Source organism: Ruegeria sp. CDSB013 (assembly GCF_059611165.1).
This window is the reverse complement of sequence record NZ_JBXWPA010000006.1, coordinates 193,214-218,666: the sequence shown is the minus strand read 5'-3', so window position 1 is coordinate 218,666 and position 25,453 is coordinate 193,214. Positions and strand designations below refer to the sequence as shown.

Sequence of the window (25,453 nt, the reverse complement as noted above, 5' to 3'; positions counted from 1 at the left end):
CATGAGTTTCGACCGTATGAGGTCATTGGATTTTGAATTGCATCGAGATTAGCGAGGGCTTGCTGATCGCAGAAATATTATATGCGTATCCCGGCTATCATGTTTTCCGATGCCCAGTTAAACGCGCTCCAGTAGTACGGAAATACCTTGGCCGACACCGATGCACATTGTGCACAGTGCTAGCGCAGCTCCGCTCCGATTGAGCTGATTTGTGGCCGTTAGAGCCAAACGCGCACCTGACATGCCTAGGGGATGACCAAGGGCGATGGCGCCGCCATTTGGATTCACATGCGTCGCGTCATCGGGCAACCCAAGGGCGCGCGTGACCGCTAGGGCCTGTGCAGCAAAGGCCTCGTTCAACTCGATCACGTCGATCTGGTCGATGCTCATGCCAACTCGGCTCAGCAGTTTTTGTGTAGAAGGTGCAGGGCCATAGCCCATGATGCGCGGTGCAACACCTGCCGAAGCGCCTGCCACGATCCGTGCCCGTGGCGTCAGCCCGTGACGTTTGATGGCCTCTTCGCTGGCGATGATTAAAGCCGCCGCGCCATCATTGATCCCGGACGCGTTGCCCGCCGTCACCGACCCGCCCTCGCGGAACGGTGCGCGGAGTTTGGCCAGGCCCTCGGCGGTTGTTTCCGCGCGAGGGTGCTCATCAGTATCGATAACTTTGGGATCACTTTTGCGCTGAGGTATGATCACTGGTGTGATTTCTTCAGCGAAGACGCCAGCCGTCTGCGCCGCCGCCGTCCGCTGTTGCGAGCGCAAGGCGAATGCGTCCTGATCTGTGCGACTGATCCCGAAATCTTCGGCCACGTTTTCGGCCGTCTCAGGCATCGAATCGACGCCATACTGGGCCTTCATCAACTTGTTGACGAACCGCCAGCCGATGGTGGTGTCATGCACTTCATTGGCACGGCTAAAGGCGCTGGTGGCTTTGGGCATCACAAAAGGTGCCCGGCTCATGCTTTCGACACCGCCTGCGATGATCAGGTCTGCATCTCCCGATTTGATCGCGCGCGCGCCATAAGCAACCGCATCCAGGCCCGAGCCGCACAGCCGGTTCAATGTCGTGCCGGATACGTTTTCGGGCAATCCCGCCAGCAGCGACGACATACGCGCAACGTTGCGGTTATCTTCGCCCGCCTGGTTGGCGCAGCCATAGAGCACATCGTCCACAGCGGCCCAATCGACGTTCGGGTTCCGCTCCATCAGCGCCTTTAAAGGCACAGCGCCCAAATCGTCGGCCCGAACAGAAGACAACCCGCCACCATAGCGCCCGATTGGCGTGCGGATGGCATCGCAAATAAACGCATCTACCATCAGATCACCCCCGCGTCGCGCATTGCCTGAATGGCAGCCGCGTCATGGCCCAGATTGCGCAGGATCTCATCCGTGTCTTGTCCTTTCTTGGGTGGAGCAGATTGAAACTCGTTCAGACCGGCAGAGAATTTGGTGGGGTATCCGGCCTGAAACGTCTTGTCCTTGCCTTCGCCCAATTCACCAAACATACCGCGTTCGATCAAATGCGGGTCTTCGAACAGGCGCATGTCTTCATACACCACCGCCCAGGGCAGATCGGTCGGACCAAAAAGCTCTTCCCACTTGGTCAGGGTTTTCGACGCGAACATGTCCGACATCAACTCATGCACTGCCTGTTTCTGCTGGTTTCGCAGCTTATTGGTGCGGAAATCCTCGCGCCGCAGGTCGGGGAATTCGTCACCCATCATCTCGGCCAAGACCAACCAGAACTTGTTCTCGAATAGACCGATGGCGATGTGTTTACCGTCTTTGGTTTCAAAGATGTCATTGTCGGGCATCACAAAGGACATCCGATCCGGATCACCGTCGCACAGATCATGCGCAATCCGCACAAGCGGTGAGGACCAGTTGACCATCGCATCGGTGATGGACACGTCCAGATACTGCCCTTTGCCGCTCATCTTGGCAGATCCCATGGCAACCGCCAGCGACAGCGCGCCATACATCGCCCCGGCGTAGTCCGACAGTCTGACCTTGGGACGCGCGAGCTTGTCGTTGACCTGAGAGGGCACCGCAAAATAACCCGACAGTGCCAAAAAATCGATATCATGACCTGCGCGTTGACGATAGGGACCGGTTTGACCAAAGCCCGAGAGTGAACAATAGACGATGGCCGGGTTTTGCGCCTTTACCGCTTCGTATCCGAAGCCCAGTCGGTCCATTACGCCGGGACGAAAGCTTTCGATGACGGCATCTGCGCTTTCCAAAAGCTTGGTCAGTATCGCTTTGCCCTCGTCTGATTTCAGATCCAGCGTCAGCGACTTCTTGTTGCGGTTCAGGCGGGCGAACATGTCGTTGCCCAGAAAGCGCCCCGGGTCGCCGTGTTTGGGCTCCTCGATCTTGATGACCTCAGCCCCCAGATCGGCAAGCGTCTGGGTTGCAAAAGGCCCGGGCAGCAAGCGCGACAAGTCTATGATGCGCATACCGTTCAGAAACGACCACTCATTCGTCATTGTGCGGCCTCCGGGTTTGCGGTTTTCCATTCTTTCTGGATGCCTTTTCCGATCGTGTTGCGTTGAATCTCCGAACTACCGGTGAGCACGCGGAACATACGCAGGCGGCGGAACACCCATTCTACTGGATGGTTCTTTGTCATGCCGGTTGCCCCATGGATCTGGATCGCTTTGTCAGCAACCTGAAAGGCATTTTCTGCCACGAAAACTTTGCACATCGACGCCTCGGTCCGGATGTTTTCCCCCCGGTCGGCCTTGGCGGCGGCTGCGTGGACCATCGAATGAGCAGCAAAGTTGGCGGTCTTCATGTCGGCCATCATGTGCTGGATCGCCTGAAAATTGGCGATAGGCTGTTTGAACTGCACCCGGCGGTTGGCGTAGTCCACCGCCTGTTCTAGCGCGAACTGGGCGTGCCCTAGCATTGTCGGGCATTGCAGCAGACGATTAATGTTGATCCGCTCCATTCCCAATTTGAAACCACCACCCAGTTGCCCCAATATGTTGCGCGCAGGCACGCGAACGTTCTCCAAGATAATGTCGTTGTCGATGTGTTGACCCGACATGGGTAGGTAGTGTCCTTCGATCCGGTATCCGGGCGATTTTGCATCTACCAAGAATGCCGTCACGCCGTTGGTTCCGGCCTCTGGGTCAGTCACACACATGACGATGGCAAAATCCGCCGTGCGCGAGGCGGTGATGAACCGTTTGTGGCCGTTGATGATGTAATCATCTCCGTCCTTGACCGCGCTGGTCTGAATACGCGCAGCATCGGATCCGGCATTGGGTTCGCTCAACGCAAAACACCCTGCTCGTTCGCCGCGGGCTGCCGGGTAAAAGAACTCTTCGTTCTGCCCTTCTGTCGCTTGTGTGATGATATACCCGATCCTCATCGGGCCACCGTTTTCACCCAAAACGCAGCCATAAAGCGCCGCGTTCGACCGGGTGGCATCCTCTTTCAGAGTACACAGCTGATCGATGGACAGACCTAAGCCGCCGAACTCTTCGGGCAGGTTGCAACCATAGATGCCCAATTCGCGCGAGCGTTTCCACCATTCTTCGAGCTGAGCACGTTCGAACCGAGTTTCATGGGTCAGCCCGTTCTCTTTTTCGAACGGGAGCATTTCATTGTAGAGTAAGTCGTTGACCTTGGTGCGAAGCTCGGCAAATTTGCCCGCTTCCAGGCCAGCTGTTGCGCGGTTCAACCCCTGATTCATGATTACACCTTCCGATCCGAACCGGCCCAGTATCCATCACGCACGTGACGGCGCAGGATCTTGCCGGCGTCATTTTTAGGGAGCTCGACCACAACATCGACCGAATGCGGTTTCTTGAACTTGCCCAACTTGTCCACGCAATGCGTTATCAGGGCATCGGTATCAATCTCGGCGCCATCGCGTGCCACAACAACGGCCTTGACCGCCTCGCCGAGGTCAGCGTCAGGAACGCCGACAACGCAAACTTCGTAAACCTCAGGGCGTTCGAACAGGGCATTTTCAACTTCGTTGGGGTATACATTGAATCCGCCGGTGACGATCATGTCCTTCTTACGGTCGATGATAAAGATGTAGCCGGTGTCGTCGATATAGGCGATGTCGCCAGTGTGATAACGCCCGTCTTTCAGAACCGGAGCAGTCAGCTCGGGTGCGTTGTAGTAGCCCTGCATGACATCCTCGCCCTTAACCACCAGCTCACCAGCCTCGCCCACGGGCAATTCGTTGCCTTCGTCATCGATCACCGCGACTTCAGTCTCAAAGAGGGCACGACCGCAGGAGCTAAACAGTTCGGGCCGCCCGTTCAGGGCCAATTCATGGTCCGCTTCGGTCAGCAGCGTAACTGAAGAGCATACCTCACCCGCGCCGTAACCTTGGTTTAGGATCGGGCCAAAGAACTCGACCGCTTCTTGCAAACGCGCCGGGGAAATGGGGGCCGCACCGTACCGAAGCAACTTCAGTGAGGAGAGGTCGTAGTCGCCTCGGTTTGGTGCGGCCAGAATGCGGTTGATCATAGTCGGGACCAGATAGGTCTGCGTAACCTTTTCAGCCTGAAGCGTCGAAAGATACGTGTCTACGTCGAACCGCGACAGGATGACGTTGGTGTGGCCCTGTGATAGCAAGGGCATGATCGCCATTCCGGACACATGGGTAATGGGTCCCACGTGCAAATACGTTTCATGTTGATCAGGATACAGCCGAGAACGGAAAGTGATCTTACGCAGGATTGCTCGGCGATTGCGGAGGGAATGCATCGCAGCCTTTAGCACACCTGAAGATCCGGAGGTGTAATGGTGCACCATGATGTCATCTGGCGAGACATCCGCGCAAACGGTCTCGGTCTTAGCCTGAGCTAAAGCATCCTCATAACTACCACCGTCGCCCATCACCAACAGCTGCAAGTTTTCGTTTTCATTGAATGCCTGCTGCGCCGCTGCCAAATGCGCCTCGTCTGTCAGCAGAATTTTGACTTCACTGTCCTTGCAGACGTGAACAACTTCGTCTGCTGACAGGCGTGCATTGATCGGCACGCGGGTAAAGCCACCTTTGAGCAGAGCCACCTCGGCCTCGACGATTTCGGACCGGTTCCAAGCCAGAACCGCTACACGATCACCCTTGGTCAATCCTGCATCCGACAACGCGTTCGCAAGCCGGTTAGTACGCTCTTCCAGTGTCGCATAGGACAGTGATACGCGTTCGTCCTTTACGGCAATCCGGTCGGCCCAGAACAGGGCGGCGCGTGTTACAAGATTTCCCAGGTTCATGTTCAATTCCTCGCATTATCCGATCCAGGCCTCGAAATGCGGAGGCACAGCAAGATTGAAAGGAAGGGTAGAGAGCTAGCTGTAGACAAGAAAATACTATTTATAGCTGCCTAAGATAATAAAAACCTATTGCGGAATGATGCCATGACAATGCTTGTCGCTCTGCAATGTTATAGTAATTTATTATGGCGGTGATCACACCATAGTATTTTCCACGACTTTGGTGCTTCAGCTAAACATACAAGGCAAACCAAAGGCTGATCGAAGGGGAAAGTCATGAATGCGGTTACTTTGACGCGCAAAGATCAGGTTGGCATCGTCCGGGTCGACGCCCCCCCGGTGAACGCCATTTCCCAGACAGTGCGGCAGGGTTTGTTGGAAGCATTTGACGAGGTCACAAACGACCCGCAGATTGCTGTTGCGGTGCTAATATGTTCCGGCCGGACCTTCATGGCAGGGGCAGACGTAAGGGAGTTCGGCAAACCGCCGATGCCGCCCCATCTTAACGATCTGGTGTCCTTCATCGAAAGCTGCCCTAAGCCTGTTGTTGCGGCAATTCACGGTCAGGCACTTGGTGGTGGACTGGAACTTGCGTTGGCCTGTTCCCACCGGATCGCGACCGCGAATGCGCGCTTTGGGTTGCCCGAAGTAACGCTTGGAATCGTGCCCGGTGCGGGTGGCACGCAGCGGTTACCGCGATTGGTAGGCGTGGAACAAGCGCTTAATTTGGCGGTTGAAGGTAAGCCGGTCTCTGCCAAAGTAGCCGTTGAAATTGGCCTGATTGACAAGATAGCAGACGATCTTGAACCGGAAGCGATCACCTATGCAAATGCGCTGATCGGGGTCGATACTGCCCCTCTCAAGCTCAACCTGCCGATTTCGGCTAACAGCTTTGATCCTGCCCTGTTCGATCAATGGCGGGCCATGTGTGCCAAACGCAAGCGTGGCTTCGATGCGCCCTTGGCGGTTATCGACGCACTTGAGGCTGCCACCGGGCCGGATTTTCAGGCTGGTCTCGACAAAGAGCGCAACTTATTTCTAACCCTGCGCCAAAGCACGCAATCAGGTGCATTGCGACATATCTTTTTCGCCGAACGCGAAACCTACAAAGTAGAGGGGCTGGATCTGTCGCAAGCAGGCGAGATTGGCAGTGTTGCGGTAATCGGGGCGGGAACCATGGGAGCAGGGATTGCGCAGGTCTTTGCCACCCAAGGCATTGCCGTCACTCTGGTCGAAATCTCGGACGAGGCGGCACAGTCCGGAATCAACCGAATCCGGGGCAATTTGGAACAAGGGGTCAAGCGCGGCAAGATGAGCGCAGCCCGTGCCGAAACCATTTTGACGCTGATTTCACCCACGACCGACTATGATGATATGGCTTTGACCGATCTTGTGATCGAAGCAGCGGTCGAAGACATTGTCATAAAAAAGAAAATCTTCAAACAGCTGGATAAGATCTGTCACCCAGGTGCCATTTTGGCGACGAATACTTCGTACCTAGATATCGACGAGATCGCTCAAGCGACCGATCGCCCCGAGCGCGTTGCCGGCCTTCATTTCTTCAGTCCTGCCCATATCATGAAGCTGGTCGAGATCATTCGCACCGATCAGACGGACCCGGCGGTAACGGCGACTCTGGCGGCGACAATGAAAAAGCTGGGAAAAACGGGTGTGATTGCTGGGGTCTGCCACGGGTTCATTGGTAACCGGATGTACCAAGCCTATCAGCGCGAAGCTGGGTTGTTGATGCTGGAATGTGGATCACCTGAACCGGTTGACGCCGCGCTGCGCCAGTACGGAATGGCGATGGGGCCGTTTCAGGTGCTGGATTTGTCGGGCATCGATATTGGCTATCTGATGCGTAAATCTCTGCCTGTCGGCGCCGTGCATCCTTACGCATTTCAGGTCCATGACCGGCTTGTTGAAATGGGGCGTAAAGGCCGCAAAACTAAGGCTGGCTTTTATGGTTACAACGAGAAGGATCCTTCGATAGACGAGGTTGTTCTGGGACTAATCCGGGAGGTGGCCGAAGATGCAGGGATCAATTCGCGCGATCTGAGCGCGGAAGAAATCGCGCGACGTTGTATCGACGCGCTGCAGCAAGAGGGTGACGATATTTTGAAAGAAGGCATCGCGGCTAAGCCAGGTGACATCGACGTGGTGTTCGTCAACGGCTATGGGTTCCCTCGATACCAGGGTGGTCCGATGTATCACAAAAATTCAGTCACCGACCAAGTTCCGGTCTAAATTCGGCGGTTGTCGGGACGGGATGCGTCCCAAACGGGACTGTTATGTTAGATGGCGTGTTTCGAAATTGTGGGATGCGGCTTGAACCTTAGGTGGGCACTAGGAAGTGTTGGCGCACGAATTCGATTTCACCTCTGACGCCTCGTTGTTAGTAGTGAATGTGGCCGCGTTTGATGGTTCGGATGGTATCGATGCCACTCAAGGTCGCTTTTGCCTTTCGTAAGGATCGGAAACTTTGCCGATATCCGAGGATGCGCTTCATTGCGGCGTGGTTGCTTTTAACTAGGTTGTTACGCCACTTCTTGTCGATGTGCCTGTTGCTGTCAAAATGCAGATCATAGCACTGATAGATCATCACGGATGACGCACCGATATGTTGGTGCATTGTCTGTGCAGATCTAGACTGGACGATGTACCCGCACCCTCTCAATTGCCTTGCGAAGAAAAGCTCGTTCAGCTTTGGCATCCCGGCTTACGGTTAGTCGGAAGTCGACCATTTGAACGTTTGCATCCATGGCGCGCTACAAATAGCACCTTTTGCCACCGACCGGAATGTTGGTTTCATCGGCATGCCAATCGACACTCGCCCGACGCAGATACTTCTCGGTCCGCCTGGTCAGCTCAGGCCCGAATTTTTGAACCCACCGCTACACGTCGATCGATCTAGCGAGATGCGACGCTCTGACAGAAAATTAACCACATCTTGATAGGTAAGCGGGTAGCTCAAGTACCAACGCACGGCACAAAATATGATCTTACGCGGGAAGCGGTGTTTCTTGAAAGGGGAACTACGCGGCATGACCAACCTCAAACGCAAGAAACTGGCCAAATGAGCCGATTAACGCGATAGTCCCCAAGCGATGGGGTTATCGTCTGCCAGTTGACTTCATTGGCAAAGCGGTGCTGCAGGCCCACATAGATGCCGCAGACCCCCAACAAGATCATGATGATATTTTTGAACACCAGGCCGACATTTGGAATCCACTGCAGGTTCTCAATATCGCGCATGGTGATCAGAATTTTGATCCAGCGCATTATTATGACAATGATAGCGATACCCCACGGGCTGAGCTCGAAACCCAAAATCTGCGCCCTGACCAAAGCAAATAGGTAAAAGACCGCGGGAACCTTCGGGCAATGGTAGCAATAGGCCGAACTCGCAGTGCTAAGTGCAACTCAGGGTTGGGTGTTTGCTAAAGAGAAACAAAAGGTTGCTCCAATCGTATGTTTGCGTGCGCCGATTAGTATTTCAAATGGAAGTATTTCGACGAAACAGACCACATTGGAGACAGATCATGTCCAAGTCGTCGTCTTTGGCGGTGTTAATGTGGCGGGCAAGATTTTGGACCTAAATCTAAACCCCCGCAAGATTGGCGAACCTCTTTCGAAGAGCCCCTGGCCCGTGACCTTGAAGGGCCCACTACAAAAGCCGAAGATCAAGGTCAAAGACGGTCCGAAACGACTGAAACGATCGGATGGTGAGGACAAAATGCCAGCAAAAAGAAAACTTTGCGTTCCGGACATTTTACAACTGCAGTAGTGGCGGAGGCAGTCGATAAAAGAACACTTTTAACGTACAAAAAGAATGACATCGCTTTCTGGAAGCGATTTTTGCTTCGGGTTTTCTCTCGATATATTCCGCACTTTAAGCGAGCGCGTTGGGTTGAGTTTTGCCGTTCTCTACGGCGCGAGTGATTGACCGGTGGTTGGCATAACGGACAAATTCCGTTTCAATTCCATGCTTCATTATGAAGCTGAAACGGAGTTAAGGACCGCGAAAATAACTACGTCTGAAGGAGGAGTGACACGGCATTGATCGCAGAGAACGCTGCACCGTGTACTGTTGACTGAGCGTGACCGCCAAGTGCCTCACCAAGGAAAAAAGCTTGTTTGAGACAGGCCGGAGAATTTCTTCTATGTCCGAACTACCTTGATTGGACATTGAATAACTACCTTCAATAAACGGTTCCTTCGACCAGTTCTGAGCCCGTGCCGAAATGAAGCTGTCGTGCACAACATTGCCAAAGACCTCGGTCAATTCTCGCAACACGTCTTGAACCAACTCCGAGTGGTCCATTTCAGAACGCGGAATAGCTCTGTCCCGGGCCGTGAATAGCCCCAGCAGGTTCTCATTCGTCGGCTTTCCAAAAGCAGCGTCGTAGTATGTCTTTTCGGACCAATCATTGGAAAGAACGCTTGTTCGAGAACCCTCAAACAAAATGTCAGGGTAAAACCGCTCGTGGAACTTCATGAAGACTTTGAAGCCGACGCCGAATTGAGTATCAAGTAAGTCTTCAAACCTTGTATTGACGTCGGCTGAGGAGGTTACGATTTGCCCCTTTTGCGTCATGGAAATTGGCACTGTGATTAGCACTTTGCCTGCTTGGTAGGTCTTTCCGCGAAGTGTTCGAACTACAACGCCGTCTCCACTCAAATCGACATAGCTAACCGACGCGTTCAATCGAATGCTATTTTTGATACTCGCCAAGACGAAGCGTTCCAAGAAGCCGTACCAAGTCGTGTCATAAAATTTGAATTCGGCGTAGGCATGACGAAGCATATTAAAATCTCGTAACCGTTCATTGTGCCAGAATTGGTAGGTTTCAGGTCGGTACTCAAGTGTTCCAACACCAAGCGATTCTGACCCTTGGCCAATGATTTCGCCCAAGATCGTAGGCTCATCGTGGATCCATTCAGCGCCAAGATCCAACGGGACGTCAGCGAAATCCGAAAGACGTCGAACCCTTCCTCCCCATCGGTTCGACGCCTCAAGAACTTGCACACCGATGCCAGCGTTCACCAAATGATACGCTGCCGTCAACCCGGCTGCACCGGCGCCGACAACAATCACGCGTTTGGGTTGACGAGCCCGCAAGATACTTGGGGCTTGTTGCCACAAACGCCAGAGACGCTCGCGAATTTTCTTCGGTCAATCATTTTGGAAACATCACATCTCAGCAAAGCTTTGGTCAATCATCTCTGGGCTGCAGCTAAGTGACCCAAGATCTATTTTTTAAACCAAGCGCCCGGTGTCAGCCCGAAGCGGACCTTCAAAATCCGACTTTGCAATTCTCGTGTTACGGACGAAGCGGTCCTTCATAAGCGTTGCTTCAGTGTCAGCTTTGCCCCGCCGAGCTGCCGTTATCAAACTCTGGCGGATACCAATCCTTCAAGACGGAACTCCGGCACTTTGTAAGCTGTCGAGAACCAGTCGACGCGCCTCGATACTCCTGATTGGCAGTACTTGCTCGTATCGCGTCGTCGTCACATCTGGGTGCTTTCTTAGCAGTTCTTCAGCAGTATTTTTTGCATCATCTAGTCGTTCGAGCTTTGCGTAAATTGTTATGAGGACCCAATAGGTAGAATCCCATCCAGAGCTCATCGCCAGAGCACGCTGTGCGAGTTCTAGTGCTCGTTCTGGTGCACCCGCAACTAGGTGACCAAAGGCAGTGACAGTTAGGTAGCCAAAATAATTCGGATCTTTCGGGCAAAGATCAAGTGCACGGCCCAGTAGATCAAGGCCGTCGCTGAGTTCGTCGCCAAATACAAGAGCGCAGCCTGCCATCGCATTGACGAAACCGGAACCCGGATTGATATCCACGGCCCGCTTTACAGCGTCTAAACCTGACAAATAGTCCGTGCCAGTCATAGCAAGGACGAACCCACCAAGAACAATCGAATGCGCATCATCACTTTCGATGTTTAACACTTGGCGAGCCTTTGAAACCGCCAGGCCAACATCATCATCACCAAATGGCGCCCACAGTCGAGTCGCACGCTGCACTAAACACCAGCCAATATGTGCCAAGGCAGGCGAAAAATCTGGATCTATGTCTGTCGCTTTGGTCAACAACTCAAGCGCTTTCAGGTTGGCATCAGAATGAGATGCATAGACATGTGGCAGCGCCTGGAGATAAAGATCGTAAGCCGCCATGTGCTCCACCGGTTTTCGGCGTGCGCGTTCAATTTCAGCTTTACGTATGGTCGGTTCTAAGGCGCCTACGACCTTGGAGGTGATTTTGTCTTGAAGTGCAAAGACATCATTGAACTCTCCGTCAAACTTCTCGGCCCAAAGGTGATTTCCCGTCTTTGCGTCAATTAATTGACCTGTAATCCGAATTCGGTCACCCGATCTTCGGGCGCTGCCTTCCAGCACATATCTTACGCCGAGGTCGCGCCCGACCTGCGTTATGTCGACGGCGCTGCCTTTGTACACGAAACTGGAGTTCCTCGCGATTACAAACAGCTGCTCGAATCTGGACAACGCTGTAAGGATGTCTTCCGCCATTCCGTCCACGAAGTATTCTTGATCGGCGTCTCCGGACATATTCGTAAACGGAAGGACTGCGATAGACGGTTTGTCACGAGCATTCCGGACAGTATCGCCATATTCGCCAGTTGCAGGGGCAGCGGGAGTTCCAACTTCCAACGCGTAGACCTTCAACGGTTCGCTGATGTTCTTGAGTGACTTCCTCCCCAAGTCAGTAACCGACAGGTCGAGCCGGGCTCGAACCTGACGATACGCGTCTTCAGATATGCAGATGGCACCAGGATCAGAAATACCTTCCAGTCGCGCAGCGATGTTCACGCCGTCGCCCATGAGATCGCCGTCACCTTCCTCCACTACGTCTCCGAGATGAATCCCCATCCGGAAGTCTACGCGGCGCTCCTGAGGTACACCGGCATTTCTTTCGTTCATCGCGCGTTGGATTGCGATAGCGCATCTTACAGCCTCTACCACACTTCGGAATTCAATGAGCGATCCGTCTCCGGTTCGCTTCACCAGGCGACCTTTGTGTACATCGATTGCCGGCTCGACGACCTCGCTACGAAGGGTTCTTAGTCGGGCGAGAGTGCCTTCTTCGTCAGCACCCGTCAGACGACTGAAACCAACTATGTCAGTTACCAAGATCGCTGCAAGCTTGCGATTCTCCAGCATTGCTTCGCACCCCACCGGTTCGTTTGGAGTTCTGGATTAAACTCAATAAGAACAACGTCTAGCGCGCTGCTGTGCGCGACCTTTTCCGAGGCTTCGCAGTCACGGTTTGCGATCACTCGGTGATGCCTGATCAGCCCTGTTGGCTACCGGACATAATCCATCGGGCACATTCCACTCCAAGTTGAGTTTTTGCAGTCTCTTCATACTTATCTATGAGGGATTGCGGCAATGTATCCCGCCACCGGCCATTCATTCCTTTGTGAATAAATGTGCGGGCGCCTCCCTGCCAAAATGCACCTCCTAAAGGCGCCGATTGAGCTGCGTTTGTTTTCATATAGTCGAACGAGCAGTGTTCAAGAGCGCGTTCCATTGTCTCTTCGTCAACGGTCACATCGATGAAGTCGGCTATCCGAGACATTTGTCCTTCCAGATCAGCCTTCAAATCAGAAAAATGAACCAGCAACACGTTTGGCAGGTCCCTTATCTCCCACCACGAGCGGACGCTTTCCCAGAATGACCAAAACGGCGCGCCGTCGTTTTCCAACCAATGCTGGAAATACTCGATCTCTGAGCATGCAGGCGCGCCAATAGCCGGCCCTACGCGCCCCGGCGAATTGTTCAGCGCGTCGTACCAAGCTTCGTTTGCGTTTGCATGATGGTTATACAACGACCAGACAATATCGCGCCCGTCGCGCCCAACATAAATGTACTTGCATTTGTCATGGAACACGAGCGCATCGACGGGTAAATGCGTTTTCATAAAGCGGCGTTGGGTCTGCGCCTCGATCATTGCGAGTTTCACTTCTTTTGGCGGGACGCGCAGGTCGACCCAAGGGCTCATTTCTGAAACGGCAATTCCTTCTTGTGCATCAAACAAAAGCTGACCCACGATCTGTTGCATCCAAGTGGTTCCTGACTTTGCATAAGTCCCAATGATGATGTCGTCGTCGCGAAACCTTACGTCTTCCCACACTGTGCTATCGATGTGATGATTATGAATGTCTCGGGTTTTTTCCGGTAAGCCGCGCACTGCAGGATCCTCGCAAGTTCAACAGTTGGGTGCTAGGATACCTACAAGCCCCCTCTGCACAAATACAGAATAGTGATGTGCTATTCTGCATTCCTGCAGACTGACGTGTGAGAGACCGGCGATGTTCAATTGGAATGACATTAGAGTTTTTCTCGCGGTAGCTGAGGAAGGGTCGACACTCGCAGCAGCCAGTGTTGTTGGACTGAACCAAACAACAGTAGCTCGCCGTATTGATGCGCTTGAGCACTCTTTGAAGTTAAAGCTATTTGATCGTGACAATCGCGGATATGAAATAACAGCTCAGGGCATGGTGCTACTGGATGTAGCTAGAACCATGCGGAATTCAGCAACATCGGTAATTTCGACCGCCGAACAGCTGACGCGTGATGATCAAGGTGTGATCCGTTTTGCCGGTAACGCTGAGGCTATGCAGCGATTTGGCGTTGGTTTGGTATCAAGCTTTCGGGAAAAGAACGCGGACATTGCATTTGAGTTGATGATCGACGTCGCTTGGAACAAGGATCAGCCACCTCTCGAGACCGGAAAGGCCGATCTGGCACTTCGACCATTGGACGAGATTTCGGGTGATGCGCTCGTCGCCAAGAAACTTGCCAGGTTCCCCTTAGGCGTTTACTGCAGCCAGTCCTACGATCAAAAATACACGGCGCCAAAAACACTTAAAGAGAAAAAAACCATAAGTTCCTAGTTTATTCGAACGATGTCGCGAAAGTTATGAAAGCGGTCGATTGGTTAAACCTGCAACTCAAAGACAGTCAGGTTCTTTATCAGGTTAACGCCGTAGCCAGCATGGTTGCGGCTTTGCAAACAGGGGTCGGTCTAGGGTTGCTACCATGTGTGACAGGTGATGCGCATCCCGATCTCGTGCGGTGCTTCCAGCACGATGAGCTTCACCATACTCTTTGGTTGGTCGCTTCTCAGGAAAGTTACAGACGCCCGGCGGTTCGAAGCTTCATGGCTTTTGCCGGCCAACACTTTAAAAAGTTTGAGCGTGATTAATGTTCGGTTAGATCAATGTAGTAGGCAGCATCTTTTTGGATTTCATAAATTGGTCCAATACGTATTGAGCGGCAAGGCCTGCAGCTGAGCCTCGCATCCCGAAGACGCACCAGCCTATGAGGCGCCAAATACCAAACTGGACTCGCCAGATCAGGCTGCACGTAGCCGCTTCGATAATCAGCCTGCCGTTATGAGACTTGGTTAGACCAAGTCAAGGTCCGCATCTGCCTGGCCTGCGATCCTAATTCAGAGCGCAGATTTTCGCAGGACCCACACAAACCGACGCGGAATACCGGTCGCTTCAGGTAGGATTCTGCGAGCTAATCGACTATTTCGCATGCAATCTGCGGAATATGCGCTTGATTGCGGATATTCGATTGCTGAGCAGAAAATTGCAGAAAGGGCTCAGGTTGCCGTTCTCTGCGGCTTGCGTGATTGACTGGTCGCAGCCCAAACCGGACATTCAATCCAAGACTTCGCAGATTGAGTGACACGCAAAGAACTGACCGCACATCGGCAAAAGCCGCGTGTCAGATTGCCAGCAGCTGCGTGCTTCATGTCAACAACCCAAGTTTCAGAGAAAGAACTCTGCCCGTTCTACTACCCAAACCATTGCGACCAGACTTGCGCAAGCGGCAACGGCGGCGCGAGAGCCGACCCAGATACGACCTGGTTGTTTGCGCAACAACAACACCAACGGCCAGACCAATAGAACGATCATGACTTGTCCAGTCTCTACTCCAACGTTGAAGGCCAACAGGCTGTGCCAAACGTTTGGTGCATCCACACGTAGAATTTGGTGCAACATGAACGAGAACCCAAACCCGTGCAGTAACCCAATGCCAGACGTGATGGCAAAGGCCTTGAGGTCGCCATGTCCTTTCTCTGGCGGCCAAACCGCCATTGCAGCGGCGTAGATTATTGAAAGTGCTATTGCCAATTCGACAGTTGGGATAAACCACGCCCCGCTCGGCGCGAAGCCAAAGAAACCCAAAATCAGCGTTACCGTATGGCCTAGGGTGAAGCCTGTGACACGGGCGAGAAGGCTGTGTAAATTCAAAGCACCGATGATCATGCAAAGCACAAAGAGAACATGATCGGGGCCTTCCAAAATATGCCGAATACCTTCAACAAAGAAGGTCGAAGCGGCTGCGGTCGCAGATCCGGAAACATCAACCGGGGTATGCATCAGGCCCCGCGCACGAAATGTCCGAACATCCTGCTCGTTATAATCGAGGATCAGGTTCGCCGTTTCTTCTTGTCCAGGAAGCCCCGGATCAGAAGTGTAGGATAAACTGTATGCTCCAATTTCTCCCGTCACAAAGCGCAGATGAACGTCAACCATCACCTCGCCAACATAAATCTCCGTTGTTGGAAAATCATCTCTTTGAGCAAGTGCCGCGCGTGCCTCATTAAGCGTAGCAAATCCGGGCTCTTGCCCCAATGGATGCAGTCTTATCGAGACGATTACTGATGTTTGTCGGTGACCATCGATAGATAGCACAAAGCCGTTTACAGCAATACGAGCCAAGCCGGTTGGGTCTTTGTGAAATGCGGCCTTATCCAAGTAGTGCATGAGCACGCCATCTTCGATTTGATTGTATGTGTAAGGTGCTGGTTCGGGCAAACCGTCCGGGCCTTCGGGACCGACGAGCTCCGCAACCAAATACGGCATCGGAAGGCGCAAATAGACATCTAAGCCATCTTCCGAATGGGCCACATGATGAATGCGGACATTCTGGTTTAGATTGAAATGCGCCTCTGCTCTGCCTGCGCACAAAAAGATCATGGCAAACAGGAACGTGGCAAAAAACAACCTAACCACTACCACAGAATTACCCTCCTGTTTTGGCGCTTATAATCGTCAGGTCATCAAGCATCCATTGGTCGCCATGCCGCGAAACATCTAGCAAGCCACGATAAGAAACCGCTTGCCTATGTAGATGCCCCCAATGACCTCCGCTTACACGGGCAGTCCAACTGGCGAGGGCCTGATGCTGATTTCTTTCTTCGCCGGGCGTGAAGCTCTCGACATTCAGGTCTGAAATCGCTTCGACGCGAGCCATGGCGCCAGAGGGCAAAGTAACCGACAAGCCACGACGCATTTCTGCTTGAACCTTGTCGCGATTGATTGCTTCGACATATGGCTCCATCGTCGCCACGGCATTATCATCTCGCGTCTCAAGCATCGTGGTTCCGATGTTGGTCACCAGCCCTTCTAAGATTTGACGCGTTGCGATCTCATCCGGCTCGGGCGCTGTCGACAGGTTTTGCAACGAGTATGTGACAATCGCAGCGGCACCGAATGCCCCAGTCAGACCAAGCAAGATCAGGCGCTGACCGTTTGTACGCTGCAACGAAAAATAGGCGCATATTAAACACAAAACGCCTAAGCCTAACGCAATCGAAGGCACCTGAGTTTCACCTGCGACTTTGACAACGACCGGGCCCGTTCTTGGGTTTGTCCAAGTTTTTAGGTGATTGCTCCAATTTACTACGGGGTCAGTTGCATAAATCTGGGAAGGGACCGCCCCAGCCGGATCGGAGAGGGTGATCGGGATCACATCCAGACCATCCGGGAAAAGCTCCCATGCTAGATCAACTCGGTTCGGCAAGGTCGCAACCGGATAGGAAAGGACAACACCCAGCAGCATCGTCTTTCGGATTGCCTCCGCTTCATCCGGAAGAACACGCAAACCTTCGGCCCCAACTTTGATACGTGAGACCTGCACCGTTTCCGGTTTCATCGGCATGCCGTCGACGGCGAGCGGGTTTCTGGTCTCAAAAAAGTCCGAGACGCCAGACTTGATCCTGACGATATCATCTGTGGTCAGCCGGTCAGTATCCCCAAAATCCAAATCCGCCCAAGTCTCATAGTCTTTCAAACGCAAAATTATCTCGTGCCGGACGACGCGTGGTTCCACTGCCAGAAAAGACATCATCGGGGACTTGTGGTGTCGGGTGAGGTTTGGATTCTCAAATTTGCTGAACCAAGGATCGTCCCAGTCCGGCAGCATCGTCTCAGCCTGAGAAAGGTAACGATAGTCTGTCACCGGAACGCCCATATGCTCGGCCACAACCCCAAGTGAAGCCAAAGGAATCCCGTCTGGGCTTAGGGGGGGAATGAACGTGATCCGTTCGGGTTTACCAGCGAATGGAAACTCCATATCCACATAGACGACATTTTCGCTGCGGGGTCGCGGTCGATACTGTGCGCTCGCTGCTGTTTGCCGGGAAATTCTGGGGCGCACATCAATCGTATTCGTTGTGCTGGTCAGTTCCTCTTTATCTGCCCAGATTTGAAGGTTTTGACCCGTTCGCTCAGCCAGCGACGTACCTGAACCATCATCTGGAATGACGAATATGGGATAGTCGCTCAAATCGACCTCAAGGATAACGCGAACATGATCTGGCTGCACCGAAAGTTCGACAAAGTTCGGTGCGGTTTCTCCGCCGTAGGGGGACACAAGATCTGCAATCGATTGGCTTGCGCCAAACGCAAGACTCGCAAGCGCTGAGCCCACCCAAACCCATGTCTTGCTGTGTCCGCCAATCTTAGAAATGAAACGCGACGGCAGCATAGATACCATTCTGGTCCACATCATAGGCAAACTCCCCGCCCGAGCGGTCAGTGGAATAGTCAATTCCGTAGAACTGATAACCAAACCGTAGGGACGTGTTCTCCCAGCCTTTCCAGTCGAAACCGGCCAGAAGCAGGTATTGCAGGTCATCGCCATTCACGCCGAAGCCACTTAGTTCGGCGCGGCTGGCGAAACTCCATTTATCGTTGATTTCCATCGCATAGCGGAGCGCGATCATCGGCTCGAACCAATCCTCCGTTCCGCCCAGCGTTACACCGGGTCCAGGGCCGGCTATGTCGATTTCCTGTTTAAGCCGGTTCCACTGAACGCCAATTGCGGCGTCTGCTGCATAGCGTCGACCCGAAGCATTGACCCCGTTCGCAAATCGGTAAGCCCCCTGAATGTTTACAAAAGTCTGCCTGACATCAATATCAACGTCTGCTCTTCCGCCCGGTAAGGTTCCGTCTTCGCCAAGCCTTACGTAGTAGACCTCGGAGATGATACCGAAATCACCGTTCCAGCCTTCGTAGCGTACGGAGGCGGCGCCTTGCAGAACGTCCAGCACCTCGCTCAGGCTCAGGTCCAGATCGACGCTAGTACCATCAATGGTTGATGTGCCAGACGTGCTGAGCGGAAGGAATAGGTAGGGGGTGATCGAATGCCGCCAAACACCTTCATCATCTTCAGAACGTGCAAGAGACTGGGCGTTGGCCACATGAGAGATCGCGACGAGCAACCATCCAACACAGAGCAAATAGCGAGAAATTAATGAGGTAAGACGCATAGAGAATTCCGATCAGTATTGAAAGAACCGGCGCGTGTTGAAGTCGCGCCGGTCAAATTTGACTTTAGTCATCGTTCGGATATGGGAAGTCTTTGCCAAGCGCTTCTGAAGCTTCCTCATAGATTGGGCGCAGCACATCGTCCACGTCCCAGAAACCAGAGTTTGTGAAGTCGGAATATCTCATTGCCTCGATGGGCACTCCGGATTCTTCAGAATACGCGACGCGGTCCTCGTCGTTGGGGAGTTCTGCTGGAGCGGCCGAAGGGGGTGCCCAAGTGCGCTCCTCTGTCACCGCCATGCGCACCCTGATTTCATCCTTCGTGACGTTCCAAACCATGAAGTCGTCCGCAAGGCTCAGAGGTCCGTCATAGGTCTGCCTAATGCGCTCGTAGACGTTGGTGCTTGTGTCGAAGTCGTTGAAGAAGTGATAGGCAACAGCAATACGCGGTCTCACCTCGTTCATAATCTTCCCAAAAGCTTCAGGCGCAGTATGAACCTGAGTGCCGACAAGCAAGGCGGACTCGGGAGTGAAATTCATCTTTGCAACCAGATCAGGTACCGCCACAAAGCACTCGTGTATTGCGATGTCCGCGTCCTTCGCGTATTCGACGAACCACTTGTTGGGGTAAGAATCTGAACTGAAGACGAACTTCAGATTGTTCCACACCAATGAATAACTGACTGGGCCATCGAGTGAATGGATCGCAGGAAAAGAACGGATCACAACACCGTTTTCTTCGTACACGATTTCGTTCTCGCCCCTATAGTCGAACTCGTTCACCTCCATGGTGAATCCTCGAAAATCAATCAGTCCAGCACGGCCCGACAGATCCCAAGTCAGCATCTTTTGCATGTGCTCCATCGCATATGCCGTGCCCAGTTCTTCGACTGGCCCGCTTGGGCCCCATATACGCAGCGGAACGTTTCGCCCCATCAACGCGCCACCGATGAACAGGTCATGCAACGCGCCGAAATGGTCAGTATGAAGATGGCCGATAAAGACCTTGTCCAAATAATTGTACGGGATTTGCAGGGAAGAAATTCGCTCGGCCGATCCCGAACCAATGTCGAACAAGAACTTGTCTCCGTTGCCCAGTTCCACAAGGAAACACGCAGCAGCCTGAGCGGCCCGCGTTGTAGGCATTCCTGTTCCACACGCGATGACGCGCATCTCGTCTTCGGCGAGATCTTCAGTATTGGGGTAGTAAACATCGCGTGGACGATCACGCACCATGGTCGGTGAAACTTCTTCTGTTTCCTGCGCGTGTGCTGCCGAAGGGGCGACTAAATCGATGACCGATTCAGTGAGCGCTTCAGGAGAAACAGCCCAAGCACCAAATATCGCACCAATTACGAAGTGCTTGCTAAGGCTCCTGTAGTTCAAATGATGGGCCATGTGTCATCCTCCAGTCCCTTGGTGATTGGCGAGCGGGGAATGCGGGTTGTTGCGCTCCGGCTCGCTGTTTTGGTTACAAGTCTAAGGTTTAGGGACATTCACGTAAGTGACTCACGGTGAATAACGGGGTGACTCACGCGCCGATAATTGCAAAAATACGAATATGGTGAGGAGTTCTGAAAACATCTCAGGCGGTCAGAAGCGCGCTGCCCTCGGCAAATTGCTTGCGGATGCTCATCTAGATGGATCCGATAGGCTTCAGGCGTTCCTGACGTACATCGTCGAGGAAGAGCTCGCCGGTCGGGGAGATCAAATTCGCAGCAAGACTATCGCTCAAGATGTTTATGAACGCGATACCTCAGAGAGGACTGATCCGGAAAACATCGTTCGCGTCGATGCACGGCGGCTTCGTCAATTCTTGGAACTGCATTACGAGGGTATTGGAAAGGATGATCCGGTACGACTGTGTATCGATAGCGGTGGATATAGGCCGCGGTTCGAAACTGCCTTGGAAACCGGTGCGGTATCAATCTCAACAAAAGCCAAACGCTTTGGACTGCCCATAGGGGCGTTCACCATTGGGGCCGTCGTTGGTGCGTTGGTCGCAGTCGGTCTTGCCCAAGATGGACAGGAAACCGCCTTTGCCGAAGTGAGTGGCATAGCTGTAACTGACTCGAACGCGAACTTGCAGCGCATGGCAATTTACGAGAAATCCCCAGCAGCATTGCAAGCATTCAATTTGGCGCAACAAGCGCGGAAAATGATATTTCCGATCTTCGACCGACAGCGCCAGTTACTTGTTCTGTCTGTGTTCGAAGGTGTGATCGAGATCGATCCAGAATATTTCGGTGGATATGCCGGTGCAGCGCAGGCACTCGCGTCCCTTGCAGTGATAACCCCGCCATCCGATGCCAAGACCGAATATGTTGATGCCGCCATGAAGCTGGCGAACCAAGCGGTTAGCCTTGCCCCAGACCAAGCCTGGAGCCAGTCTGCTAAAAGCTGGGCAAATTTTGCCAATCGCGACTATGACGCCGCGCTGCAACTCAGTAGACGCGCATCAAAACTTGATCCAAATGATGGTGCTGTGCTCGACTTTCTTGGTGCTGTGGCGATGTTCTCGGGCGAATTCGAGGAAGCAATTGCAACGGCTGACAGGCTCTCTCTGCTAGGTCCCAGTAACCAACGATTTGCTAACAGAAATATCTCGGGCGCGACGTACTTTCATCTTGGTGAATATGAAAAGACTGTAGAGCGCTTTGAAGAGGCAAAGCAACTTGGCGATCCGCTCAGCGCTCCTTCACTTGCTTATGTAACGGCAGCGCTGTCAGCCATGGGGCAAGACCATGCGGCTAAAGCCAAACTGGCTGAACTTGAGCGCGCATGGCCGGAAGCGCCGATAGGTGCGATGCTTAAAAGTATCCACAAAGACGTCGAGAACGCAGAAGCGGTGCTACGCGAGTTACGAAAACAAGGCTGGGTAAGCCCAGTAAGATAGGGTGATGCATAACTGCGGGTAGCAGTGCCAAGATTAAAATAATCTCTACTGGCACGGGCAATCAGGTCGAAACGCACATCACTAGCGCGGAACCGAGATCGATAACGGAAGCCCAGATAAGGGACTTTCTGCGCGACTTTGCAAAATCTGCTTTCTGCGCGTAGCTGCCGCTAAAAACAACTAGCACTGCAACCGTAGCGAAGTTGTACGATGCGGCCCATACGAAACTTATCGGGCGAATTGCAGCAATTGGCCAGACCACATCGCTAGAGGAGCCATATTCACAACCTTCAGTAGCGAAGGCACGTTAAGCAAATCCTGTAAGGATGACTATTGTCAGTTGCCATTGGAGGCATTCGGCTTAAACGTCGACTGCTTATTTGGTCCCAAGCGTTCGGATTTAGCTTCCCAAATTATCCCGCATAGCTTCTTCGACCTCAAATGACTAAAGGCTTCTTAAATGATTGTTTTATAATAAATTTATTAGATCTCATTGTTTTAACTGGACTCTCTATGTCGAGTACATCTCCATTGCCATCGATCGCACGCCATAGCCAATGTTTCATGCCGTTAATAGGGACGACCATTTCGTCCATATTCCAATTGTCGTGCGGCCGGGGCCGGTCGCGTCGGATACACGTCGCGAACCGAGACCCGAAACGATTGACCCAGGGACAAACCGCTTCACGACTAACAATGACGCCACGCTCCGCCAGGAGGTCCTCGACATCCGCCGTGCTGAGAGCAAACCGGTGACATGCCCTCACCGTATAGGCGATGATTTCGCAAGGAAAACGGAAGCCCTTCAGCCGCGGCAATGAGGTTGGTAAGGTCATGGGACCGCGCGATCCGAGAAGGACAACGCGATCAACTTGGTGTTGCTTTTCAAAGAGATCATGCTGAAGCTTACCAAAAAACTATACGCTGAGAACAAACGTCGGACCCTGCGTACTTGTCAATCCAGACAAAAAGTTTGCGACACATCCTTTTTCACTCTGTGGCGGGTACCCACAATCCACCGATCTCTGTCTTCGCAATACGTATGGTCAACGCCATTGCGACAACCCAGCCGGTCATTACGGCCGCTGCTGTGCCGAACCACACTCCGGTTTCGTTGAATCCCAATATGCCAATAAACACCCAAACAAAGAACGCGACCCCAAAGGCCTGGCGATAAAGGCTAATCCAAACGGTCCAAATGGGTTTTTTGAAGGCCTGCAAAAGTGAGTTGATTGAAAATAGCATCATGTAAAAAGGCAGGATCAGACTGTCGACTCGTAGATATCCCACACCAACGCGTACAACCTCTGGGTCCGCTGTAAAAAGGCGCATCACTAAGGGACCACCAAGCCAAAGGATCGGGATCGCAACCAGCGACATATAAAACCCGACTCGCCAGCAATAAAACAACGCGGCGCGCACCCGCTGGCTGTCCCGAGCACCGAAATTCTGTGAGGCGATTGGAAGTAGGGCACCCGTGACACCCAGAATGGGCAGCAACAAAACCTGTTCAAGCCGTATAGCGATTGCATAACCAGCAATTGCATGTTCACCAAATAGCTTCAGCGCAAACTGCAGGACAAAGGCCGACAACAACATGATCGTAAACGAAAAGGCAGTGGGCAGAACCTGCAGCGAAATTTCTGCAAACCGTTTCAGGCGTGGTCTGAAATAAGCCGCGCGCATACGTTTCATTCGCCTTCGCCGAAGAACCTGCTGGATCAAAAAGATCATCACGCCTGTCTGGCTGATCACCGTAGATAAAGCCAAACCGTTGAAGCCGATGCCCGGGATTAGGCCCGGAATTCCGTATATCAGAAGGGGATTCAGGAAGATGTTCGCCAGAAACGCAACAATAAGTGCCCGTTGCATAGACACTGCGTCGCCATGGGCCTGCAAGATGCCATTACATCCATGAGCCAGAAGAAATCCAGGCATTGCCAAAAGCAACCAATAGAAATAACGAAGCCCGGCTTCACGATAAACGCCTGGTTCCGAGACAAGCTTGATTAACAATGGGCCGAACCAAAGCCCTGCCAGGGCAAGCAGGCAAGACGCAACGATTCCGTAAGTTATCCCTTGGGCCGCTAGGCGACGTGCCGCTCGGTTGTCGCCTGCACCCAGAGCGTTTCCAACCAGTGCACTCATAGCTGCACCGAGCCCGACGCCTACGGAAATGGAGATGAAAAAAGCTTGAAAACCTAGGGCCAACCCGGCTTGGGCGCTGGTCGACAACAGCCCGGCAAAAAAGATGTCGACGATGTTGTACAGTGTACTGAAAAGCATTCCGACTGCGCCGGGTATCGCCAATGTTCGGAAATGGCCTGCAATGGACCCTTGGGTCAGATTAAGGTCGATTGCCTGAGCCATGTTAACTGGGTGTCATGGGCGCTCGGCCTGAACTGTCAGAAAGACAAACTCAGGGGTCAGAACATCCTCGAACCCGTGGTTAAGTTCAGCGTCCACACTAATCGAGTCGCCGGCTGACAGCGTAAAGCGGGCCTCGCCATATCGGTAAACGGCTTGGCCTTCGAGTGCTTGTACAAACACTACGCCGTGGCCGACATAAGTGGGCGGCGGCCCGCCTTCGCGCAATAAAGTCACACGGCGCGCTTGAAATCGCAGGTCTTTACGAGAATGCAGTGAAAGATTGACATATTCGTGGCTGTGCCCCGCCGAGATTCGGTTTGATTTCAGTCCCTCACCATGGCGCACGAGAGTGTAGTCTGTGTGATCTGTACGCGCTTCGCGGAACAAAGAAACAATCGGAACTTCGAGCGCTTCGGCCAGTGCCGCCAGAGTGTCGATTGACGGAGAAACCAACCCATTTTCGATCCGGCTGATCATAGCGGCTGAGATACCGGACTGCTCTGCCAGCCTACGAGCGGATTGCTTCCGACTTTGGCGCAGTTCCTTCAGCGAGGCGCCGATGGCACGGTCGATCTGTCTGCCTGGAGTGTCTCCTTGCATGATCCGTCCTTTCAGTCGCTGCTATAATATCCCACCACATCGCCATCGGTGGTAACACCTAGGCCATTCAGCAATCGGTTGGCGTAGTTGAAATACCCTACGATCTGGTTGATTTCGAGAATCTCGCCATCCTCCCAACCGGTGTCTTTTAGGGCTGCCACATCAGAATCGACCATCGTACCCGGCGAAAGTGTAAGCTTTTCAGCATAGGTCAGGGCCGCCAAATGTGCGCCGTCGAACGCATCTTGAGGGCGATGTGCCTCGAGTGCGGCTTCGATCTTGTCGGCGCGTGCGGCGTCGTCGATCAAGTGCCGGGCGTTGGACCAGTGGTTGGCATAGGAATAGGGGCAGGTGTTGAGAGTTGATACGTATGAACTGATCACTTCCTGAAACCACATGGGAACTCTGTTGGCCTTATCGTGCAGACAGGCGCGATACAGAATCACATGCCCCTTCATGGTGTTAGGCCGCAGGGAATGCACACGCATGACATTGTCGACAGTACCGTGCGGTGTACGCGCCAGATCCAGAGTGGCCTTCAGATGCGTGTCAGCATCTTCGTCAGATATCATCCTGATCCAGGCAGACATTTGCGGTTCCTCCCTTGGTCGTCAGTATTATCTGAGGGCAGTTCAAAATTTGTCCTCTGAGTTTTTTATTGACGAGTATTGCATATTAAGCAACCATATTAATTAGTGTGCAACGTATTTGAGGAGGCTCAGGCCTTGCCCGACTGCCCCA

19 protein-coding genes and 3 pseudogenes are annotated in these 25,453 nt (G+C 53.1%); 5 read left to right on the top strand and 17 right to left on the bottom strand.

The window, feature by feature from the left end; translation table 11 throughout:
- Positions 1 to 117: 117 nt before the first annotated feature.
- Genes pcaF through AC2FJF_RS12795 form a run of 4 tightly spaced genes read right to left on the bottom strand, consistent with a single transcriptional unit; the run spans position 118 to position 5,250 of the window.
- On the bottom strand, positions 118 to 1,323 hold the full coding sequence (pcaF, locus tag AC2FJF_RS12810) for a 3-oxoadipyl-CoA thiolase (protein ID WP_496725746.1): 1,206 nt from the start codon (positions 1,321 to 1,323) through the stop codon (positions 118 to 120).
- Complete coding sequence (locus tag AC2FJF_RS12805) at positions 1,323 to 2,495, bottom strand: CaiB/BaiF CoA transferase family protein (protein ID WP_496725745.1); 1,173 nt, start codon at positions 2,493 to 2,495, stop codon at positions 1,323 to 1,325. Before AC2FJF_RS12805 ends, pcaF begins: the two co-directional genes overlap by 1 nt.
- Entirely contained in the window at positions 2,492 to 3,709 is a 1,218-nt protein-coding gene (locus AC2FJF_RS12800) for an acyl-CoA dehydrogenase family protein (protein ID WP_496725744.1), read from the bottom strand. Before AC2FJF_RS12800 ends, AC2FJF_RS12805 begins: the two co-directional genes overlap by 4 nt.
- Before the next feature lie 2 nt (positions 3,710 to 3,711).
- Entirely contained in the window at positions 3,712 to 5,250 is a 1,539-nt protein-coding gene (locus AC2FJF_RS12795; RefSeq protein WP_496725743.1) for a class I adenylate-forming enzyme family protein, read from the bottom strand.
- Between the two features lie 276 nt (positions 5,251 to 5,526).
- Between AC2FJF_RS12795 and AC2FJF_RS12790 the strand changes: the two genes are divergently transcribed.
- Positions 5,527 to 7,497: a 3-hydroxyacyl-CoA dehydrogenase NAD-binding domain-containing protein gene (locus AC2FJF_RS12790; protein ID WP_496725742.1), complete on the top strand. Its 1,971-nt coding sequence runs from the start codon at positions 5,527 to 5,529 to the stop codon at positions 7,495 to 7,497.
- Positions 7,498 to 7,645: 148 nt separating this feature from the next.
- Here AC2FJF_RS12790 and AC2FJF_RS12785 read toward each other — a convergent pair.
- Positions 7,646 to 8,296: pseudogene (locus AC2FJF_RS12785) on the bottom strand (IS6 family transposase).
- An 8-nt stretch (positions 8,297 to 8,304) separates the two neighbouring features.
- A pseudogene (locus tag AC2FJF_RS12780) lies at positions 8,305 to 8,622 on the bottom strand (hypothetical protein); the annotation flags it as partial.
- Positions 8,623 to 8,683: 61 nt separating this feature from the next.
- Between AC2FJF_RS12780 and AC2FJF_RS12775 the strand changes: the two are divergent.
- The gene (locus AC2FJF_RS12775) at positions 8,684 to 9,037 is read left to right on the top strand and encodes a hypothetical protein (protein ID WP_496725741.1); all 354 of its coding nucleotides are present in this window, start codon (positions 8,684 to 8,686) and stop codon (positions 9,035 to 9,037) included.
- A 225-nt stretch (positions 9,038 to 9,262) separates the two neighbouring features.
- Here AC2FJF_RS12775 and AC2FJF_RS12770 read toward each other — a convergent pair whose 3' ends face one another.
- The 3 genes from AC2FJF_RS12770 to AC2FJF_RS12760 form a co-directional block, all read right to left on the bottom strand.
- On the bottom strand, positions 9,263 to 10,372 hold the full coding sequence (locus AC2FJF_RS12770) for a flavin monoamine oxidase family protein (protein WP_496725740.1): 1,110 nt from the start codon (positions 10,370 to 10,372) through the stop codon (positions 9,263 to 9,265).
- Positions 10,373 to 10,666: 294 nt separating this feature from the next.
- Positions 10,667 to 12,436, bottom strand: coding sequence for an adenylate/guanylate cyclase domain-containing protein (locus tag AC2FJF_RS12765; RefSeq protein ID WP_496725739.1), 1,770 nt, complete (start codon positions 12,434 to 12,436; stop codon positions 10,667 to 10,669).
- A gap of 130 nt (positions 12,437 to 12,566) precedes the next feature.
- A complete protein-coding gene (locus AC2FJF_RS12760) occupies positions 12,567 to 13,409 on the bottom strand; it encodes a sulfotransferase domain-containing protein (protein WP_496725768.1) in 843 nt (280 codons plus the stop codon).
- Positions 13,410 to 13,587: 178 nt separating this feature from the next.
- On the opposite strand from AC2FJF_RS12760, the gene AC2FJF_RS12755 reads away from it, so the two are divergent.
- Positions 13,588 to 14,172, top strand: a complete 585-nt coding sequence (locus AC2FJF_RS12755; protein ID WP_496725738.1) for a LysR family transcriptional regulator — start codon at positions 13,588 to 13,590, stop codon at positions 14,170 to 14,172.
- A 26-nt stretch (positions 14,173 to 14,198) separates the two neighbouring features.
- Positions 14,199 to 14,483, top strand: a complete 285-nt coding sequence (locus tag AC2FJF_RS12750; RefSeq protein WP_496725737.1) for a LysR substrate-binding domain-containing protein — start codon at positions 14,199 to 14,201, stop codon at positions 14,481 to 14,483.
- A 574-nt stretch (positions 14,484 to 15,057) separates the two neighbouring features.
- On the opposite strand, the gene AC2FJF_RS12745 is transcribed toward AC2FJF_RS12750, so the two are convergent.
- The 4 genes from AC2FJF_RS12745 to gntH all read right to left on the bottom strand — a co-directional run bounded on the left by AC2FJF_RS12745 (position 15,058) and on the right by gntH (position 20,244).
- Positions 15,058 to 16,299 (bottom strand): HupE/UreJ family protein, encoded by a 1,242-nt coding sequence (locus tag AC2FJF_RS12745; RefSeq protein WP_496725736.1) that lies wholly within the window; start codon positions 16,297 to 16,299, stop codon positions 15,058 to 15,060.
- A 19-nt stretch (positions 16,300 to 16,318) separates the two neighbouring features.
- Entirely contained in the window at positions 16,319 to 18,088 is a 1,770-nt protein-coding gene (locus tag AC2FJF_RS12740; protein ID WP_496725735.1) for a hypothetical protein, read from the bottom strand.
- Positions 18,039 to 18,848 (bottom strand): hypothetical protein, encoded by an 810-nt coding sequence (locus tag AC2FJF_RS12735; RefSeq protein WP_496725734.1) that lies wholly within the window; start codon positions 18,846 to 18,848, stop codon positions 18,039 to 18,041. Before AC2FJF_RS12735 ends, AC2FJF_RS12740 begins: the two co-directional genes overlap by 50 nt.
- A gap of 64 nt (positions 18,849 to 18,912) precedes the next feature.
- The gene (gene gntH, locus AC2FJF_RS12730) at positions 18,913 to 20,244 is read right to left on the bottom strand and encodes a guanitoxin biosynthesis MBL fold metallo-hydrolase GntH (protein ID WP_496725733.1); all 1,332 of its coding nucleotides are present in this window, start codon (positions 20,242 to 20,244) and stop codon (positions 18,913 to 18,915) included.
- 163 nt (positions 20,245 to 20,407) lie between these two features.
- On the opposite strand from gntH, the gene AC2FJF_RS12725 reads away from it, so the two are divergent.
- Entirely contained in the window at positions 20,408 to 21,742 is a 1,335-nt protein-coding gene (locus AC2FJF_RS12725; protein ID WP_496725732.1) for a tetratricopeptide repeat protein, read from the top strand.
- Positions 21,743 to 22,254: 512 nt separating this feature from the next.
- Here the strand turns inward: AC2FJF_RS12725 and AC2FJF_RS12720 are convergent.
- From AC2FJF_RS12720 to AC2FJF_RS12705, 4 genes and pseudogenes are all read right to left on the bottom strand, one after another.
- A pseudogene (locus AC2FJF_RS12720) lies at positions 22,255 to 22,578 on the bottom strand (IS6 family transposase); the annotation flags it as partial.
- 154 nt (positions 22,579 to 22,732) lie between these two features.
- Positions 22,733 to 24,112 carry an MATE family efflux transporter gene (locus AC2FJF_RS12715; RefSeq protein ID WP_496725731.1) on the bottom strand — a complete coding sequence of 460 codons (1,380 nt, stop codon included), beginning with the start codon at positions 24,110 to 24,112 and terminating at the stop codon, positions 22,733 to 22,735.
- Positions 24,113 to 24,124: 12 nt separating this feature from the next.
- Positions 24,125 to 24,712: a helix-turn-helix domain-containing protein gene (locus AC2FJF_RS12710; RefSeq protein WP_282154157.1), complete on the bottom strand. Its 588-nt coding sequence runs from the start codon at positions 24,710 to 24,712 to the stop codon at positions 24,125 to 24,127.
- Positions 24,713 to 24,723: 11 nt separating this feature from the next.
- Positions 24,724 to 25,302 carry a carboxymuconolactone decarboxylase family protein gene (locus AC2FJF_RS12705; RefSeq protein ID WP_496725730.1) on the bottom strand — a complete coding sequence of 193 codons (579 nt, stop codon included), beginning with the start codon at positions 25,300 to 25,302 and terminating at the stop codon, positions 24,724 to 24,726.
- Between the last annotated feature and the right edge of the window lie 151 nt (positions 25,303 to 25,453).